Consider the following 17,057-nt stretch of genomic DNA (forward strand, 5'->3'; position numbering starts at 1 on the left):
CGTGTACCTCAAGAGTCTGACGCTGAAGGGCTTCAAATCCTTCGCCTCGTCGACGACTCTGCGCTTCGAACCGGGCATCACCTGCGTGGTCGGTCCCAACGGCTCCGGTAAGTCCAACGTCGTCGATGCCCTGACCTGGGTGATGGGCGAGCAGGGCGCCAAGACTCTGCGCGGCGGCAAGATGGAGGACGTCATCTTCGCCGGTACGTCGTCCCGAGCCCCGCTGGGTCGCGCCGAGGTCACCCTGACCATCGACAACTCCGACAACGCGCTGCCGATCGAGTACTCCGAGGTGTCCATCACCCGCCGGATGTTCCGTGACGGCGCCGGTGAGTACGAGATCAACGGCAGCAGCTGCCGGCTGATGGACATTCAGGAGCTGCTGTCGGACTCGGGCATCGGCCGCGAGATGCACGTCATCGTGGGTCAGGGCCGGCTGTCGCAGATCCTCGAGTCGCGCCCGGAGGACCGCCGAGCCTTCATCGAGGAAGCCGCCGGCGTGCTCAAGCACCGCAAGCGCAAGGAAAAAGCGGTCCGCAAGCTGGACTCGATGGCGGCGAACCTGGCCCGGCTGACCGACCTGACCACCGAGCTGCGCCGCCAGCTCAAGCCGCTCGGCCGGCAGGCCGAGATGGCGCGTCGAGCCCAGACCATCCAGGCCGACCTCCGCGATGCGCGGCTGCGGCTGGCGGCCGACGACCTGGTGGCCCGGCGCACCGAGTTCGCCGGCGCCGACAGCACCGAGACCACGCTGCGCCGCGAGCACGACGAGGCTGCCGAGCGCCTCGCCGCGGCCACCGAGGCGCTGGCCGCCCACGAAGCGGCGGTCGCGACACTCTCGGAGCGCACCGATGCCGCCCAGCAGGCCTGGTTCCGGCTCTCGGCGCTGGCCGAGCGGGTCAGCGCGACAGTGCGCATCGCCAGCGAGCGCGCCCAGTACCTGGACACCGAGCCGACTGCCAGCACCGGTCCCGATCCTGACCGGCTGGAGGCCGAGGCCAACGAGGTCGCCGCGCGCGAACAGAAGCTGCAGGCCGAGCTGGCCGAGGCGCGCACCCGGCTGGAGGCCGCCCGCGCCGACCTGACCGAGAAGGAACGTGCCGCGGCCGAGGCCGAGCGCGCCCACATGGCTGCCGTCCGCGCCGAGGCTGATCGCCGAGAAGGATTGGCGCGCTTGGCCGGTCAGGTGGAGACGAAGCGCGCCCGGGTCGAGTCGATCGACGACGGCGTGGTCCGGCTGACCACTGCCATCGAAGAGGCCGCCGCGCGCGCGCAGCAGGCCAAGGCCGAGTTCGAGACGGTGCAGGGGCGGGTCGGTGAACTCGACCAGGGTGAGGTCGGCCTGGACGAACAGCACGACCGCAGCATCGCCGCGCTGCGACTGGCCGACGAGCGGGTCGCGGAATTGCAGACCGCCGAGCGGGCGGCCGAGCGTCAGGTGGCCTCACTGCGGGCCCGGATCGACGCGCTGGCCGTGGGCCTCGAACGTAAGGACGGCGCGGCCTGGCTGGTGCAGAACCGCGGGGGCGCCGGACTTTTCGGCACCATTGCCAAGCTGGTCAAGGTGCATACCGGCTACGAGGTGGCGCTGGCGGCGGTGCTGGGTGCGGCGGCCGACGCCGTTGCCGCCGACGACTTCGACGCCGCCCGATCGGCAGTGCGTGCGCTGAAGGAGGCCGACGGCGGCCGTGCGGCGATCGTGTTGGGGGACTGGCCTGTTCGGCCCGGAAGTGACAGCGCGCCACTTCCCGGCGGAGCGCACTGGGCCGTCGATCTGGTGGATGCTCCGCCGCGGCTGCAGGGCGCGATGAGCGCAATGCTCGCCGACGTCGCCGTCGTCGAGGACCTCGCTGCGGCCTTGGATCTGGTGGCGGCTCGTCCCGTGCTGCGCGCCGCGACGCTCGACGGCGATCTGGTGGGTGCTGGCTGGGTCAGCGGGGGCTCGGACCGCAAGCCGAGCACGCTGGAGATCGCCTCCGAAATCGACAAGGCCAAAGCAGAACTCGCCGCGGCCGAGACGCAGGTTGAGGAGTTGTCCGCCGCACTGGCCGGTGCGCTGAGCGAGCAGGCCAACCGGCAGGACCTCGCGGAGCAGGCGCTGGCCGCGCTCAACGAGTCCGATGCGGCGATCTCGGCGATCTACGAACAGCTCGGCAGGCTCGGACAGGATGCCCGCGCCGCCGAGCAGGAGTGGCGTCGCCAGCTCGCTCAGCGCGACGAGCTCGAGGCCAGCCGGGTGCAGACCGTCGAGGAGCTGACGGCGCTGGAGGGCCGGCTCGCCGCGGCTCAGGAGACGCAGAGCGTCGTCGAGGACGGGCCGGTGGACCGCCAGCAGATGCAGGCCGCAGCCGAGGGTGCGCGGGCGATCGAGGTGGAAGCCCGGCTGGCCGTTCGGACCGCCGAGGAGCGGGCGAATGCCGTTCGCGGACGGGCTGATTCGCTTCGCCGCGCCGCCGCCGCCGAACGCGAGGCCCGGATCCGTGCGCAGCGAGCCCGTGCCGCCAGAGCCCACGCCGCGACCGTCGCCGCTGCGGTGGCAGAGTCCGGCCGCACGGTCGCCGAGCGGCTGGGGGGGATTGTCGCGGCGGCCTCACAGCGTCGCGATGCGCTGGCCGCCGAACGGCAGGACCGGGCTACCGCGATGGCCGCCGCACGCGAGGAAGTCACCGCTCTGAACAGTCGGATCACCGCGCTGACGGACTCGCTGCACCGCGACGAGGTGGCCAAGGCCCAGGCGGCGCTGCGGATCGAACAGCTCGAGGAGATGGTGCTCGAACAGTTCGGGATGGCAGCCGACGACCTGGTCGCCGAGTACGGGCCCGAGGTGGCGCTGCCGCCCTCGGAGCTCGAGATGGCCGAATACGAGCAGGCGAAGGAGCGCGGCGAACAGGTGATGGCCCCGGCGCCGATGCCCTTCGACCGGCCCACCCAGGAACGTCGCGCCAAGCGGGCCGAAAAAGAGCTCGCCGAACTGGGCCGAGTGAACCCGCTGGCGCTGGAGGAGTTTGCAGCGCTGGAGGAGCGCTACAACTTCCTGGCCACCCAACTCGAAGACGTCAAGGCCGCCCGTAAGGACCTGCTGGACGTGATCGCCGACGTCGACACCCGGATCCTGCAAGTGTTCGCCGAGGCCTATGCCGACGTCGAGCGTGAGTTCGAGCAGGTGTTCGCGACCTTGTTCCCGGGCGGCGAGGGCCGACTGCTGCTCACCGACCCCAATGATCTGCTGACCACCGGTGTCGAGGTGGAGGCGCGCCCGCCGGGCAAGAAGGTCAAGCGGCTGTCGCTGCTGTCCGGTGGCGAGAAGTCGCTGACCGCGGTGGCGATGCTGGTGGCGATCTTCCGCGCCCGCCCGTCCCCGTTCTACGTGATGGACGAGGTCGAGGCCGCCCTCGACGACGTCAACCTGCGCCGCCTGATCGGGTTGTTCGAGCAGCTACGCGACCAGTCCCAGCTGATCGTGATCACCCACCAGAAGCCGACCATGGAGGTCGCCGATGCGCTCTACGGCGTCACCATGCAGGGCGACGGCATCACCACCGTGATCTCGCAGCGCCTGCGCGGCCAGGAACTGGTCGCCACCCCGACCTAGTCGGGGCTGGCGGGGCCGCGAAACCTCCAGTAGACGGATTTCACAATCTGTACACTCCGGGAGTGCATCAATCCCGTTGGGCGGCCCACCGATGACCGACGACGTGCCGCTCGATCAGGTACGGGGCTGGCTGGCCGCCCGGCTCGGCGGTCCGCTCGAGCTGGCGGCCCGCGGTCGTCCCGGCAGCGGGTTCTCGGCGGACAACCTGATCTTCACCGCGACCGTGGGGGAGCGCACCACGACCCATGTGTTGCGGGTCGACTCGCCCCACGCGCAGCCCTATCCGGAGCAGTCCGCCGGTCTGGGCACCGGGGTGGCCCTGCAATCGGCTGTCATGCAGGCCGTGGGCCGCTGGGCCCCGGTGGCACCGGTTCTCGGGGTGGAGCACGACGCCGCGGTCCTGGGCGCTCCGTTCCTGGTGATGGATTTCGTCGACGGGGTCGTGCCCAAGGAGACTCCGCCGTACACCGCAGAAGGCTTCTACCTCGACGCCGACCCCGAACTCCGGACGGCGATGATCACCCACGGGCTGCAGGCGCTGGCGGCCGTCCACGCCGTGCCCTGGCGCGACGGCGAGCTGGCGGTTCTCGACGTAGCCACCGAGGCGCCCGGTTCCGCCCGTCAGCTCGAACTCTGGAGCAGTCACCTGCGCAAGGGTTTACGGGGTCGTGGCGCCCACATCTTCGACACCGCGCTGGATCGGCTGCGCTCGACGTTGCCGGCTCAACCCGCCGCGGAGGACGTCGTGCTGCTGTGGGGAGACGCCCGGCTGGGCAACATCATCTGGGACCCGGCGCGGGGCACTGTGCGCGCCCTGACCGACTTCGAGGGTGCCGCGCTAGGGGAGCGTGAGCTGGACCTGGGCTGGTGGCTGATGGCCGACCGCTGGATGCACGAGGGTTCCGGGGCGGCCCGGCTGGCCGGTGAACCCACCCGCGCCGAGCAGGTGGCGATCTACGAATCCGCCGCCGGACACCTTGTGGCCCCACTCGACTGGTACGAATTGTTTGCGGCCTACCGATTCGCCACCACCGTGGTCTTCGTGATGAACCAGTGGGAGCAGGCCGGCGCGCTGCCCGCCGACCACACCATCTGGCGTGACAATCCCGCCACCGAACTCATTGCGGCGATCCTCGCGGACGGGGCGCCGTCGTGATCATCGGCCCGCACGCGGACAGCGACGACGAGTTCCACCCGCCGGCCGATCCGGCCGACCCGGAGTGGGCCGAAACCTGCTGGTTCACCTTCACGGTCCCACAACGACGATTGTCCGGGCAGCTGTACCCGTTCTTCAAACCGACGCTCGGGGTGCTTGCAGCCGGCGCGTATTTCTGGGATGACACCGGTGACCAGATCTGGAACTGCCTGTACGCCAAGAACTTCTGGCACCTCCCGCTACCGGAGGAACCACTGTCCGATCTTCGGTTGGCCAACGGGGCGTCCTACGAGGTGCTCGACCCGGGTAACCGCTACCGGATCGGCTACCACGATCCCGACGGCGACGAACTGCACGTCGATCTGACCTTCACCGGTGTCGCGAAGGCACACCTCCTGGGTGAGAGCCACCTCGACCAGCCGGGGCGATTCACCGGCGAGATCATCCTGCACGGTGACCGAATCCCGGTAGACGCCTACGGTTTCCGGGACCGGTCCTGGGGCAGGCGCACCCAGCACGGCACCGGTATCCACGGGACCCCGAGCAAGCGCGGAGGGTACAGCTACGCCACCGCCTCCGAACGTGACGGGTTCCATGCGATCACCATGGATTTCGGCGACGGCGGCGCGATCGCGATTCACGGCTACATCGTCCGGGACGGGTTGTGGGGCAAGCTCACCGGCGGACGCCGCGAGGTCCTGGACCGGGATGCGTCATCGGGGGCACCCACCCGGGTATTGCTCACCGTGACCGACGAACACGGCCGCACCATCGAGGCGACCGGATCGGCCCTCAACCGGTTGGGGTTCGCCATCAACCCCAATCTGTGGACGTGGAATTGCCTGACCGAGTGGACGTGGGACGGCATCACCGCCTACGGCGAAGACCACGACAACTGGAGCATGGCCGGCCAGCGCGAGTTCGCCAGGGGGTTCCTCGCCCGGGCCCGTCGCTAGCCCAGCCGCTGGCTCACCGCGGTGACACCGAGCCGGCGCAGCGCCGACAGGTCACCCACCCCGCAGCCGTGCAGGCAGATCCGCAGCTCCTCGACGAACCCCTCCAGAGCATCCAGCGCGGCGGCCGGGGATTCGATCGCGGGTGCCAGCAGCGGCCGGGCCAGCGCCACCACGTCGGCGCCCAGCGCCACCGCCTTGGCCGCGTCCATCCCGGTCCGGATGCCGCCGGAGGCCACCAGCGGCATGTCCGGCAGCGTCTGGCGGACCTCCCGCAGTGCCTGTGCGGTGGGCACGCCCCACTCGGCGATCGCGGGGTAGCGCACCTCGCCGTAGCGCACCAGCTGCTCCACCCGGGCCCACGAGGTGCCGCCGGCACCGGCGACGTCGACGGCCGCGATCGGCAGACCACGCAGCTGCTGCGCCGCGGCGGTGCCGATCCCGTGGCCGACCTCCTTGACCATCACCGGGCAGGGCAGCGCCTCGGCCAGCTGGCGCAGCCGGTCCAGCGAACCACTGAAGTCCGTGTCGCCGTTGTCCTGCATGGCCTCCTGCAGGGGGTTGGTGTGCACGGCCAGGGCGTTCGCTCCGACGCGCTCCAGCGCGGCCGCCAGCTTCGGGATGACCGCATCCGACAGTTGTGCGAGCCCGATGTTGCCGATCAAGAGCACGTCCGGGGCCAGCTCGCGCACCTCGAAGCTGCGGGCGGCCTCATCACTGTCGAGCATGATGCGCTGCGACCCGAGCATCATCCCGACGCCGAGCTTCTGAGCGGCCTCGGCGAGGTTGCGGTTGATGGTGCGGGACAGCTCGGCCCCGCCGGTCATCGCTCCGACCAGGACCGGCGCCCTCAGCTGCGCGCCGAGGAATTGCGTGCCGAGGTCGATGGTGGTCAGGCTGGTCTGGGTGAGCGCGTTGTAGGGCAGCTCGTAGCGCTCGAAGCCGGTGGTGACGCCGACGTACTCGACCGGGCCGGTCAGGCAGGCGTCGATGTGGCGCAGTTTGCGGGTCGCCAGCGGGCCGCGGTCCATGGTCACGGCCTACCCGGTTGTCCGGGCGCGACACGGCCCCGCATCGCGCCCTGAAAGAATGGCACGGTGTCAGAGGGTCTCTGGATCGCTATCGCGGTCATCGCCGTCCTGGTCGTCGCTGCACTGATCATCGGTCTGGTTCGGTATCGGCGGCGGCAGATCAGTTTGCGCCGCAGCTCAGAGGCTGCCACACCGATTGACCGGTCGGGCGGCTATACGGCCTCGTCGGGCATATCGTTCACACAATCGTCAGCAACGGCGACGCTGGATTCGGGGGCCGATTCCGGCGTGGGACGCCCCGGGGTCGGTGACGACGCCGCGCTGCCCCGCGACTCGGTCAAGCGGCCGATCTCCGAGGTCCGGCTGCCCGAACCGCCGGTGGTGGAGGAGGCGCCGGAAGCGCCGGTCGCCCCAGAAGTTCCGGAGACCCCGGCACCGGAAGCCCCAGCTGCGTCTACCGCCCCTGATGTCGGCGCCATAGCGCCTGCCGGCCCTGATGTCGGCGCCATAGCGCCTCCGGAAGGCCGCCTGGAGCGCCTGCGGGGCCGCCTGGCCAAGTCGCAGAACGCCCTCGGCCGCAGCATGCTCGGCCTGCTCGGCGGTGGTGACCTCGACGAGGAGTCCTGGGAAGAGGTCGAGGACACCCTGCTCATCGCCGATCTGGGCCCGGTGGTCACCGCCTCGGTCATCGAACAGCTGCGAAGCCGGCTGGCCAGCAGCACCGTCCGCACCGAGGCCGACGCCCGCGCGGTGCTGCGCGAGGTGCTGATCGCCGAGCTCAACCCCGGCCTGGACCGTTCCATCAAGGCCCTGCCGCACGCCGACAAGCCCTCGGTGCTGCTGGTCGTCGGCGTCAACGGCACCGGCAAGACCACCACCGTCGGCAAGCTGGCCCGCGTCCTGGTGGCCGACGGCCGCCGGGTGGTGCTCGGCGCGGCGGACACCTTCCGCGCGGCGGCCGCCGATCAGCTGCAGAGCTGGGCGTCACGGGTGGGCGCCGAGGTGGTGCGCGGCCCCGAGGGCGCCGACCCGGCCTCGGTGGCCTTCGACGCCGTCGACAAGGGCATCGCCGCTGGCGCCGACGTCGTCGTCATCGACACGGCCGGGCGTCTGCACACCAAGACCGGCCTGATGGACGAGCTGGGCAAGGTCAAGCGCGTCGTGAGCAAACGGGCTGCCGTCGACGAGGTGCTGCTGGTGCTGGACGCCACGATCGGTCAGAACGGACTGGCACAGGCACGTGTGTTCGCCGACGTCGTCGACATCACCGGTGTGGCGTTGACCAAGCTCGACGGCACCGCGAAGGGCGGCATCGTGTTCCGCGTGCAGCAGGAGCTGGGTGTCCCGGTGAAGCTGGTCGGCCTGGGCGAAGGCCCTGACGACTTGGCTCCGTTCGAGCCGGGTGCCTTCGTGGATGCGCTGCTCGGATAGCCGCAAATCCCTTCCGAGCGGCCCGAATTGCGGGATGTAACAACCGCGAAACGAATACCGCAGATCCGTTCACATTCGCGAAACACAGAGGCGTCGTCGCGGAAACAACCACTGCGCATTGTCTTGGCCTAGGTCGACGGTGACTAACCGCGGCATGGGTGAAGGAGGAAACTGCGAGTGGATGGCTTCCCGATAATGGGTGTCCCCGACACCGGGGACACTGCATGGATGCTGGTGAGTTCGGCGTTGGTTCTGCTGATGACGCCGGGCCTTGCGTTCTTTTACGGCGGCATGGTTCGCGCCAAGGGCGTGCTCAACATGATCATGATGAGCATCAGCGCCATGGGTGTCGTGACCGTGCTGTGGGTGCTGTTCGGCTACTCGCTGGCCTTCGGCAACGACAAGTTCAACCTCTTCGGCGATCCCACCCAGTACTGGGGTCTCAAGGGGCTGATCGGTGGTAACGCGGCCGCGGCGGTCGCCGCGGACCCGGCCACCGGGACTGCGGCCAAGGCAGCGGTAGAGATTCCGCTCGCGGGGACCATCCCGCAGTTGGTCTTCGTGATGTTCCAGCTCATGTTCGCGATCATCACCGTCGCGCTGGTTTCCGGTGCGGTTGCCGACCGTCTGAAGTTCGGTGCCTGGCTGGTCTTCGCCGGCCTGTGGGCCACGATCGTGTACTTCCCGGTGGCACACTGGGTGTTCGCCTTCGACGGCTTCACCGGTGAGCACGGCGGCTGGATTGCCAACAAGCTCAAGGCGATCGACTTCGCGGGCGGCACGGCGGTCCATATCAACTCCGGTGCTGCAGGTCTTGCCCTGTGTCTGGTTCTCGGTCGGCGTAAGGGCTGGCCGGGCTCTCCGATGCGTCCGCACAACCTGCCGTTCGTCATGCTGGGTGCCGGTCTGCTGTGGTTCGGCTGGTACGGCTTCAACGCCGGTTCGGCACTGAACTCCAACGGCATCGCCGCCACGACGTTCGTCACCACCACCGTTGCCACCGGCACCGCGATGCTCGCCTGGCTTCTCGTGGAGAAGATCCGCGATGGCCACGCGACGTCCCTGGGTGCTGCTTCGGGCATCGTGGCCGGCCTGGTCGCCATCACTCCGTCCTGCTCCTCGGTCAACGTCCTCGGCGCCATCGCCGTCGGTGCGATCGGTGGTGCGGTGTGTGCACTGGCAGTCGGCCTGAAGTTCAAGTTCGGCTTCGACGACGCACTCGACGTGGTCGGCGTGCACATGGTCGGTGGTCTCACCGGCACGTTGCTGATCGGGTTCCTCGCCACCCCGGAGGCGCCCGCCGCGGTCAAGGGTCTGTTCTACGGCGGCGGTTTCGATCAGCTCTGGCGCCAGGCTGTCGGTGCATTCGCGGTGTTGGCATACTCGTTCATCGTCACGACGATCTTGGCCTACATCCTCAAGTTCACGATCGGCTTGCGCGTTGACGAAGAGGATGAAGCCAGTGGCATCGACGAGGCTGAGCATGCGGAAACCGCCTATGAACTCGCATGATCGGGAAGAATTGACAGCGACCTGGAAGGGATCGACCAAATGAAGCTGATCACTGCGATCGTCAAGCCGTTCACGCTCGAAGACGTCAAGACCGGTCTGGAGCAGGCGGGTATCCTTGGAATGACCGTCAGCGAAGTCCAGGGGTATGGCCGCCAGAAGGGCCACACCGAGGTCTACCGCGGTGCGGAATACTCCGTCGACTTCGTGCCCAAGGTCCGAGTGGAGGTCCTGGTCGATGATTCCGCCGTCGACAAGGTGGTGGACGTCATCGTGCAGGCAGCTCGGACCGGCAAGATCGGCGACGGCAAGGTGTGGGTCAGCCCGGTGGAAACCGTTGTACGGGTTCGCACGGGCGAGCGGGGCTCTGACGCCCTCTGACGCACGCGATGTGAGTCTCCTTGCGGCCACACCGGGTAATCGTTAGCTGGCGACGGCCGCGAGAGGACTGAAATGACAAAGCACACAAGAGATTCCGCCGCCGGCGCTCCCCATTGGGAGCCGCCGGCGGCGGCTTCTTTCAAGCCCGCCAAAGACCTCGCGATCGCCAATCAGCAACTGCTGGAAGGCGGGCAGCGTCCGCTGGACTCGGCTGCGCTGCGCGATGCACTGCTGGATCTGCACGAGTTCTGGCTCAACACCAAGGCCGCTGAGATCGGAATCACCGCCACCAGTGGTTTCGCTCTGGTGGCCACCGGTGGTCTGGGCCGCCGGGAACTGGTTCCGTACTCGGACCTGGACCTGATGCTGCTGCACGACAACATGCCGCCGGAGATCGTCACCCAGGTGGCCGAGATGCTGTGGTACCCGTTGTGGGACGCCAACATCCGGCTCGATCACAGTGTGCGGACGGTGTCGGAGGCACTGCAGGTGGCCGGTGAGGACATCTCGGCCGGCCTGGCGATGCTCGAGGTGCGCCACATCGCCGGAGATTCCGAGCTGTCGTCGCTGCTGATCGGCGGCGCCCGCCGGCAATGGCGCACCGGAATCGCCTCCCGCTTCGACGAACTCGTCGAGCACACCCAGGCGCGCTGGCAGCGCAGCGGTCAGATCGCACACCGCGCCGAACCGGACCTCAAGTGCGGCCGCGGCGGTCTGCGGGACGTCCAGTTGCTCAACGCGCTGGCTATCGCCCAGCTCGCCGACGTGTACCCGAGCACGTCGCTGGCCTCGCCGACAGGGTCACTGGGCGGTGCCCACCTGTCGTTGCTCAATGTTCGTACCGAACTGCACCGGATCTCCAAGCGCGGGCGTGACCAACTGCTGGCCCAGTACGCCGACGAGATCGGCGCCGCACTGCGCATCGGTGACCGATTCGACCTGGCCCGCGCGTTGTCCGATGCCGCCCGGACCATCAGCTACTACGTGGACGCCGGGTTGCGTACGGCCGCCAATGCCCTTCCCCGGCGCGGGCTTTCGGCTCTGCGCCGCCCCGTCCGACGGCCGCTCGACGAGGGTGTCATCGAATACGCGGGCGAGGTGATCCTGGCCCGTGACGCCCGCCCCGAACGCGATCCCGGCCTGATCCTGCGGGTGGCGGCCGCCTCGGCCACCACCGGTCTGCCGATCTCCGGGTCGACGCTGAGCAGGTTGGCCGACTCGGCGCCGGAATTGCGCACCCCGTGGCCGCGCGATGCCCTCAAGGATCTGCTGGTGCTACTCGCCGCCGGCCCCACGACGGTGGCGTGCGTCGAGGCGCTGGACCGCACCGGCCTGTGGGGCCGGCTGTTCCCGGAGTGGGGAGCGGTGCGTGATCTTCCGCCGCGCGACGTCATCCACATCTGGACGGTGGACCGGCATCTGGTGGAAACCGTCTCTCGGGCAAGCGCTTTCACCACCCGGGTTTCGCGGCCGGATCTGCTGGTGCTGGGGGCCCTGCTGCATGACATCGGCAAGGGCCGCGGTGGTGACCACAGCGTGATCGGTGCCGAACTCGCCGTGCAGGTGGGCACCCGGCTGGGGCTGTGGCCATCGGACATCGACCTGCTGTCGGCGATCGTGCGCTATCACCTGCTGCTGCCCGACACCGCAACGCGGCGTGACCTGCAGAATCCGCAGACCATCGCCGACGTGGTCGAGGCGCTCAACGGTGACCCCCTGCTGCTCGAACTGCTGGATGCGCTGGCCGAGGCGGATTCACTGGCCACCGGACCAGGGGTGTGGGGCGACTGGAAGGCCTCCCTGATCGGGGACCTGGTGCGGCGCTGCCGATTGGTCATGGCGGGCGAGCCGTTGCCCCAAGCCGATCCCGTTGACCCGCACCATCTTTCGCTGGCAGCCGATCATGGCGTGCACGTCGAGCTGACGCCGGGGGAGACGGCGCACACCTACAATGTCACGGTGATCGCCCCGGACCGGCGCGGACTGCTGTCCAAGGCGGCGGGGGTGCTTGCCCTGAACTCGTTGCGGGTGCATTCCGCAGCCATCAACAGCGCCAGCGGCGCGGCGATCAACACATTCACGGTGTCGCCACACTTCGGTTCCCCGCCCGCGGCCGAGCTGTTGCGCCAACAGTTCATCCTGGCGCTCGACGGGGAACTCGACGTGATCGCATCGTTGGAGAAACGGGATCGGGAGGCCGCGCAGTACGGCACCGGGCGGGTCGGGGAGTCCAAGCCGGCCGTTCCGGCCAACTCCGTGTCGGCTCCGCCGCGTGTTCTGTGGCGCGATGGCAGCGGCCCGGGCCAGCTGCTGGTGGAGATCCGCACCACCGACCGCACCGGGTTGCTGGCGATCCTCACCAACGTTTTCGAACGCTCCGGTGTCGACATCGCCTGGGCCAAGATCACCACCCTGGGTTCGTCGGTGGTCGACGTGTTCGGCATCACCGTGCCGGCGCTGAGCTCGCTCGACGATGTGCGCGCCACGCTGGAACGCGAGCTCTACGCGGTGCTTCCGACGGTGGCGCCGGCCAAACCCGTCGAAGAAGCCAGCTAGCGTCGCCGCGAATCGCTCGCCACGGTCCAGATAGGCTTACGACGTGTTTGAATCCCTGTCCGACCGGTTGACCGGTGCGCTCTCGGGCCTGCGCGGCAAAGGCCGGTTGACCGATGCCGACATCGACGCCACCACCCGTGAGATCCGACTGGCCCTGCTCGAGGCCGACGTTTCGCTGCCGGTGGTCCGCGCCTTCGTCAACCGCATCAAGGAGCGGGCCAAGGGTGCGGAGGTCTCGGCCGCCCTCAACCCGGCCCAGCAGGTCGTCAAGATCGTCAACGAGGAGCTCATCGGCATCCTCGGCGGCGAGACCCGCCAGCTGGCGTTCGCCAAGAACCCGCCGACGGTCATCATGCTGGCCGGTCTGCAGGGCGCCGGTAAGACCACACTGGCCGGAAAGCTGGCGAAGTGGCTCAAGGGCCAGGGTCACACCCCGCTGCTGGTGGCGTGCGACCTGCAACGCCCCGGTGCGGTCAACCAGCTCAAGATCGTGGGTGAGCGGGCCGGCGTCGCCGTCTTCGCCCCGCACCCCGGCACCGCCCCGGACGCCGACGAGATCGCCGGTGCCGGTCCCGGCGACCCCGTCGCGGTCGCTGCCGCGGGCCTGGCCGAGGCCAAGGCCAAGCATTTCGACGTCGTCGTGGTGGACACCGCGGGCCGGCTCGGCATCGATGACGTGCTGATGGCGCAGGCCGCCGCGATCCGCGACGCCGTGCAGCCCGACGAGACGCTGTTCGTTCTCGACGCGATGATCGGCCAGGACGCGGTCGCCACCGCTGAGGCGTTCGGGGCCGGTGTCGGCTTCACCGGTGTGGTCCTGACCAAGCTCGACGGCGACGCCCGTGGCGGTGCTGCCCTGTCGGTGCGTGAGGTCACCGGCGTCCCGATCCTCTTTGCGTCGACCGGTGAGAAGCTCGAGGACTTCGACGTCTTCCACCCCGACCGGATGGCCAGCCGCATCCTGGGCATGGGCGACGTGCTGTCGCTCATCGAGCAGGCCGAACAGGTCTTCGACCAGAAGAAGGCCGAGGAAGCCGCCGCCAAGATCGGCTCCGGCGAGCTGACGCTGGAGGACTTCCTCGAGCAGATGCTGGCGATCCGCAAGATGGGCCCGATCGGCAACCTGCTGGGCATGCTGCCCGGCGCCGGCCAGATGAAGGACGCGCTGGCTGCCGTCGACGACAAGCAGCTCGACCGGCTGCAGGCGATCATCCGCGGCATGACCCCAGCCGAGCGCGCCGACCCGAAGATCATCAACGCCTCGCGGCGGCTGCGGATCGCCAACGGCTCGGGCGTCACCGTGTCGGAGGTCAATCAGCTTGTCGACCGCTTCTTCGAGGCGCGCAAGATGATGTCGCAGATGGCCGGTGCGATGGGTATGCCGTTCGGCCGCCGGTCGTCGAAGAAGGCGGCCAAGGGCAAGAACAAGCAGGCGGGCAAGAAGAAGGGCGGTCGCGGGCCGACGCCGCCCAAGACACGCAACCCGCTGTTGGCCGGTGGTCTTCCCGGTGGCTTCCCCGACCTGTCCGGTATGCCGGAGGGTCTCAACGAATTGCCGCCTGGTCTGGCCGATTTCGACCTGTCCAAGCTGAAGTTCCCCGGCAAGCAATAACGTGCTGCACGTTCGCGGTCGCGGCCTGCCCGACGGCGAGCCGGTCGAGTGGTGGATCGCCGACGGGGTACTGCGCAGTGAGCCGGTTGCCGGCGCCGAGACCGTCTGGGACGGTGGCTGGGTCATCGCGGGATTGGTCGACGCCCACTGCCACGTGGGGCTGGGACCGGACGGTGAGATGCCGCTGCAGGAGGCGATCGCCCAAGCCGAGGTCGAACGTGACGCCGGCGCGCTGCTGCTGCGGGATTGCGGTTCGCCCACCGACACCCGCGGTCTCGACGATCATCACGACCTGCCGCGGATCATCCGGGCGGGCAGGCATCTCGCGCGTCCGAAGCGCTACGGTCGAGGCCACGCCATCGAGCTGGAAGACGAGTGGCAGCTGCCCGAGGCGCTGGCGCAGCAGGCCCGGCGGTCGGACGGGTGGGTCAAACTGGTCGGCGACTGGATCGATCGCTCGGTGGGTGATCTGGCCCCGTTGTGGTCCGACGCCGTGTTGCACGCCGCAATCGATGCGGCCCACGCGGCGGGCGCCAGGGTGACCGCCCATGTCTTCAGCGAGGATGCGCTGCCCGGCTTGATCGCGGCGGGTATCGACTGCATCGAACACGGCACCGGTTTGACCGAGGACACCATCGCGATGATGGTCGAGCACGGCACCGCACTGGTGCCCACTTTGATCAATATCGATAACTTCCCCGAATTTGCCGCTGGTGCAAGCAAATTCCCGCTCTACGCGACTCATATGCGCGAGCTGTATGCGAGCTGCCCGCAGCGGATCGCCGCGGCCAGGGACGCCGGTGTGCCGATCTATGCGGGTAGTGACGCGGGCAGCCATGTCGAGCACGGCCGGATCGCCGACGAGGTCGACGCGCTGACCGGGATTGGGATGACACCCACCGAGGCGCTCGGTGCCGCCTGCTGGGACGCCCGGCGCTGGCTGGGTAGGCCCGCCCTGGAAGACGGCGCGCCCGCGGATCTGCTGTGTTTCCAGCAGGATCCGCGAGACGGCGCCGGCGTGCTGTCCCGGCCGGACCGGGTAATCCTGCGCGGTCGGGTGTTCTAGCCGACGGGTGCGATGGGCAATTCCAGACCGATTGTGTGATCGTTCGAGGTGTTGGTTTGGGCGCTGAGGTGAGTGGCCGCGCTCTTGGCTGCTTCGCCTACACCCGCCGCCCCGACGGGGGCGATGGGCAGCTCCGCCCCGATGTGGGTGCCTGCACCCGGCCCCGGATTTCCCGGACCGACATGGCCTGCCGCGGCCGCCGGGCCGGCCAGAATCAGCGAGCATGCTGCCAGCCCGCCGAGTGCTGCCGCCAGAGATGTCATGGTGCGCTTCATATCGGGATTTCCCTCGACTCGTGACGCCACCCCGTGGTGGCGATCTGCTCCGCATACGATGCGCGTCTTTGAGCGTGACGTCTGTCCACCGTCGGGGCCTGGGTGCGGACGATTCCGACGTCCGCCGATCGGGGGACAGCCGTCACGCCGCGTCGTTGTCGTTGTGCTCGATGAGCCGTTCGGGGTGGTGGTAGCTGTTGATGCCACCGCCGTCGAACGGAAGCTGTGGTGGTGGGACCCACTCGGTGGTTCCGTCGGCCCGTTTTCGGACGCTCCAGCCCTCGTCGAGCAGTTTGTGGTCGGGAGGGCAGGCCTGGGTCAGCTTGTCGATATTGGTCAGGCCACCTTTGGCCCACTCGTCGATATGGTGCACTTCGGTGCGGTATCCCGGCGCGTCGCAACCCGGCCGGGTGCAGCCACGATCCTTGCTGTGCAGCATGATTCGCTGGTCGCCGGTGGCCAGGCGCTTGGTGCGGCCCAGCCACAGCGCCTGGCCGCTGACCCCGTCGAACAGGGCCAGGTAGTGATAGGCATGGATGGCCATCCGGATCACGTCGGTCATCGGGAGCAGGGTGCCACCGCCGGTGACGCCATGCCCGGACTTGGACTGCAGGTCCTGCAGCGTGGCCGAGACGATGACGGTGACCGGTAATCCGTTGTGCTGCCCCAGGGTGGGGTTGCCGAGCTGACCGCGCACCAGAGCGCTCAACGCGTCGTGCTGGCGTTGACCATGGCTGCGGGCATCCCGAGCCGCGATGTCATCGGTGAGTTCTGTGGTGACGGTGGGGCTTTGGTCATCGGGATTGCACATGCCGGGTGCGGCAAACTTGGCGAACCAGGCGTCGAGCATGGCCCGCAGTTCCGGATCTGCGATGAGTTTGCCGACGCTCATGCCGTCTGCTCGTTGTCCGCCGCACCAGGTGAACCCGCGCTTGCGGGCGCGGTCGTCGTCGGAGAAGGTGCCGTCGGGGTTGAGGGTCAGTGCCAGGCGGGTGGCGACTTTCTCCAGCTGGTCGGGACGCAGGTTCGCCGCATGCTCGGCCAGCGCGGCTTCGGCCTTCTCGATCTCGGCGGGTGGGACATGGTCGGGGAGGTCGCGGAAGAACTTCTGGATGACCCGCAGGTGTTCTGCGTCGAGCAGGCCCCGATGCCACGTCACGGAGGTGGCCGGCAGCAGGGGTGCCAGGGGCTCACCGGTCAGGGTGATGCGGTCGGCTAGGTCTCCGGCGTCGCGGAGCCGGCGACGTGCCTCGGTGCGGCTGATGCGCAAGACGTCGGCCAAGCTGATCGGTGGCGGCGGACAGCCAGGGACATGGTCGAGGCGCGCCACGTGGTCGTGGGCGATAGCGATCTGGCGGCGGCGGAGCGTCTCGAGACGGTCCAGGACGTGATAGCGCGCGATCGCGTCGACGGCGTCCAGATCGGCGGCGGCGAGCTCCTCTACGACAGCGTCGAGGTCCTCGAGAACCGCCATGATCGAACGCATGTTCGAGAG

At 68.8% G+C, this 17,057-nt stretch carries 12 protein-coding genes; 9 read left to right on the forward strand and 3 right to left on the reverse strand.

Translation table 11 applies throughout. The features are described from left to right. Nucleotide 1: 1 nt before the first annotated feature. The 3 genes from smc (at nucleotide 2) to G6N35_RS02070 (ending at nucleotide 5,704) form a co-directional block, all read left to right on the forward strand. Nucleotides 2-3,592, forward strand: coding sequence for a chromosome segregation protein SMC (smc, locus tag G6N35_RS02060; RefSeq protein ID WP_179967304.1), 3,591 nt, complete (start codon nucleotides 2-4; stop codon nucleotides 3,590-3,592). 91 nt (nucleotides 3,593-3,683) lie between these two features. Next, a complete protein-coding gene (locus G6N35_RS02065; RefSeq protein WP_163802737.1) occupies nucleotides 3,684-4,748 on the forward strand; it encodes a phosphotransferase family protein in 1,065 nt (354 codons plus the stop codon). Beyond that, nucleotides 4,745-5,704: a DUF7064 domain-containing protein gene (locus tag G6N35_RS02070; RefSeq protein WP_163802738.1), complete on the forward strand. Its 960-nt coding sequence runs from the start codon at nucleotides 4,745-4,747 to the stop codon at nucleotides 5,702-5,704. The genes G6N35_RS02065 and G6N35_RS02070 overlap by 4 nt, the downstream gene beginning before the upstream one ends. Here the strand turns inward: G6N35_RS02070 and fni are convergent. Then, on the reverse strand, nucleotides 5,701-6,732 hold the full coding sequence (gene fni / locus G6N35_RS02075; protein ID WP_163807416.1) for a type 2 isopentenyl-diphosphate Delta-isomerase: 1,032 nt from the start codon (nucleotides 6,730-6,732) through the stop codon (nucleotides 5,701-5,703). The genes G6N35_RS02070 and fni overlap by 4 nt on opposite strands. 66 nt (nucleotides 6,733-6,798) lie before the next feature. Here fni and ftsY point away from each other — a divergent pair, with 66 nt between their 5' ends. The 6 genes from ftsY (at nucleotide 6,799) to G6N35_RS02105 (ending at nucleotide 15,287) form a co-directional block, all read left to right on the forward strand. Next, complete coding sequence (gene ftsY / locus G6N35_RS02080) at nucleotides 6,799-8,163, forward strand: signal recognition particle-docking protein FtsY (RefSeq protein WP_163802739.1); 1,365 nt, start codon at nucleotides 6,799-6,801, stop codon at nucleotides 8,161-8,163. 195 nt (nucleotides 8,164-8,358) lie between these two features. Next, on the forward strand, nucleotides 8,359-9,675 hold the full coding sequence (locus G6N35_RS02085) for an ammonium transporter (RefSeq protein ID WP_163802740.1): 1,317 nt from the start codon (nucleotides 8,359-8,361) through the stop codon (nucleotides 9,673-9,675). A 39-nt stretch (nucleotides 9,676-9,714) separates the two neighbouring features. Further along, nucleotides 9,715-10,053, forward strand: coding sequence for a P-II family nitrogen regulator (locus tag G6N35_RS02090; protein ID WP_059020834.1), 339 nt, complete (start codon nucleotides 9,715-9,717; stop codon nucleotides 10,051-10,053). A 72-nt stretch (nucleotides 10,054-10,125) separates the two neighbouring features. Continuing rightward, nucleotides 10,126-12,609 (forward strand): [protein-PII] uridylyltransferase, encoded by a 2,484-nt coding sequence (locus G6N35_RS02095; protein ID WP_163802741.1) that lies wholly within the window; start codon nucleotides 10,126-10,128, stop codon nucleotides 12,607-12,609. 43 nt (nucleotides 12,610-12,652) lie between these two features. After that, entirely contained in the window at nucleotides 12,653-14,221 is a 1,569-nt protein-coding gene (ffh, locus tag G6N35_RS02100) for a signal recognition particle protein (protein ID WP_163802742.1), read from the forward strand. A gap of 1 nt (nucleotide 14,222) precedes the next feature. Then, the gene (locus tag G6N35_RS02105; protein WP_163802743.1) at nucleotides 14,223-15,287 is read left to right on the forward strand and encodes an amidohydrolase family protein; all 1,065 of its coding nucleotides are present in this window, start codon (nucleotides 14,223-14,225) and stop codon (nucleotides 15,285-15,287) included. Here G6N35_RS02105 and G6N35_RS02110 read toward each other — a convergent pair. Beyond that, nucleotides 15,284-15,550, reverse strand: a complete 267-nt coding sequence (locus G6N35_RS02110) for a hypothetical protein (protein WP_163802744.1) — start codon at nucleotides 15,548-15,550, stop codon at nucleotides 15,284-15,286. The genes G6N35_RS02105 and G6N35_RS02110 overlap by 4 nt on opposite strands. A gap of 154 nt (nucleotides 15,551-15,704) precedes the next feature. Then, a complete protein-coding gene (locus tag G6N35_RS02115) occupies nucleotides 15,705-17,048 on the reverse strand; it encodes an HNH endonuclease signature motif containing protein (protein ID WP_163802745.1) in 1,344 nt (447 codons plus the stop codon). Nucleotides 17,049-17,057 lie beyond the last annotated feature (9 nt).

The sequence above is a fragment of the Mycolicibacterium anyangense genome (assembly GCF_010731855.1).
In the GTDB taxonomy this organism is placed as follows: domain Bacteria; phylum Actinomycetota; class Actinomycetes; order Mycobacteriales; family Mycobacteriaceae; genus Mycobacterium; species Mycobacterium anyangense.

Bases quoted from the DNA above. Each gene is read 5' to 3' on its own strand.
- G6N35_RS02065 (WP_163802737.1), top strand. From the start codon at position 3,684: ATGACCGACGACGTGCCGCTCGATCAGGTACGGGGCTGGCTGGCCGCC.
- fni (WP_163807416.1), bottom strand. From the start codon at position 6,732: ATGGACCGCGGCCCGCTGGCGACCCGCAAACTGCGCCACATCGACGCC.
- G6N35_RS02085 (WP_163802740.1), top strand. From the start codon at position 8,359: ATGGGTGTCCCCGACACCGGGGACACTGCATGGATGCTGGTGAGTTCG.
- G6N35_RS02090 (WP_059020834.1), top strand. From the start codon at position 9,715: ATGAAGCTGATCACTGCGATCGTCAAGCCGTTCACGCTCGAAGACGTC.
- G6N35_RS02095 (WP_163802741.1), top strand. From the start codon at position 10,126: ATGACAAAGCACACAAGAGATTCCGCCGCCGGCGCTCCCCATTGGGAG.
- G6N35_RS02110 (WP_163802744.1), bottom strand. From the start codon at position 15,550: ATGACATCTCTGGCGGCAGCACTCGGCGGGCTGGCAGCATGCTCGCTG.
- G6N35_RS02115 (WP_163802745.1), bottom strand. From the start codon at position 17,048: ATGCGTTCGATCATGGCGGTTCTCGAGGACCTCGACGCTGTCGTAGAG.